At 59.2% G+C, this 434-nt stretch carries 1 pseudogene; it reads left to right on the forward strand.

Annotated elements, in window-relative coordinates:
• Positions 1–171: 171 nt before the first annotated feature.
• Positions 172–434, forward strand: a pseudogene (locus CSV68_RS16670) (hypothetical protein); the annotation flags it as partial.

Here is a 434-nt window from a genome sequence, read left to right on the forward strand (position 1 = left end):
CTGAGCGCCACACTGGAAGCGATTATTCCTCTCCTGCCGCCGGAATACGCGAGCGGAATTATCTGGGCGCAATCAAAGCTTAAGTAATACTCCTCTGCCGGGGAGTTGACCTTCCCCCTCCCCGGCGTACAATCCCCGCCCATTGCAGCTTAGTTTTCTTCTGGAAAAACCATGAACGATGGAACGGACTATCGCGCGATCCTCGCATCCGATACCCCTTTAATCGACGTTCGCGCGCCGATCGAATTCGCCCAGGGCGCGATGCCTGCGGCAATCAACCTGCCTCTGATGAACGATGATGAACGCGCCGCCGTCGGCACCTGCTATAAACGCCAGGGGCCGGACGCTGCGCTTGCTCTCGGCCATAGCCTGGTCGCAGGCAATACCCGTGAGATGCGCATTAACGCCTGGCGCGAAGCCTGTCTCTCCCACCC

Source organism: Sporosarcina sp. P29 (genome assembly GCF_002743265.1).
Lineage (GTDB): Bacteria > Bacillota > Bacilli > Bacillales_A > Planococcaceae > Sporosarcina.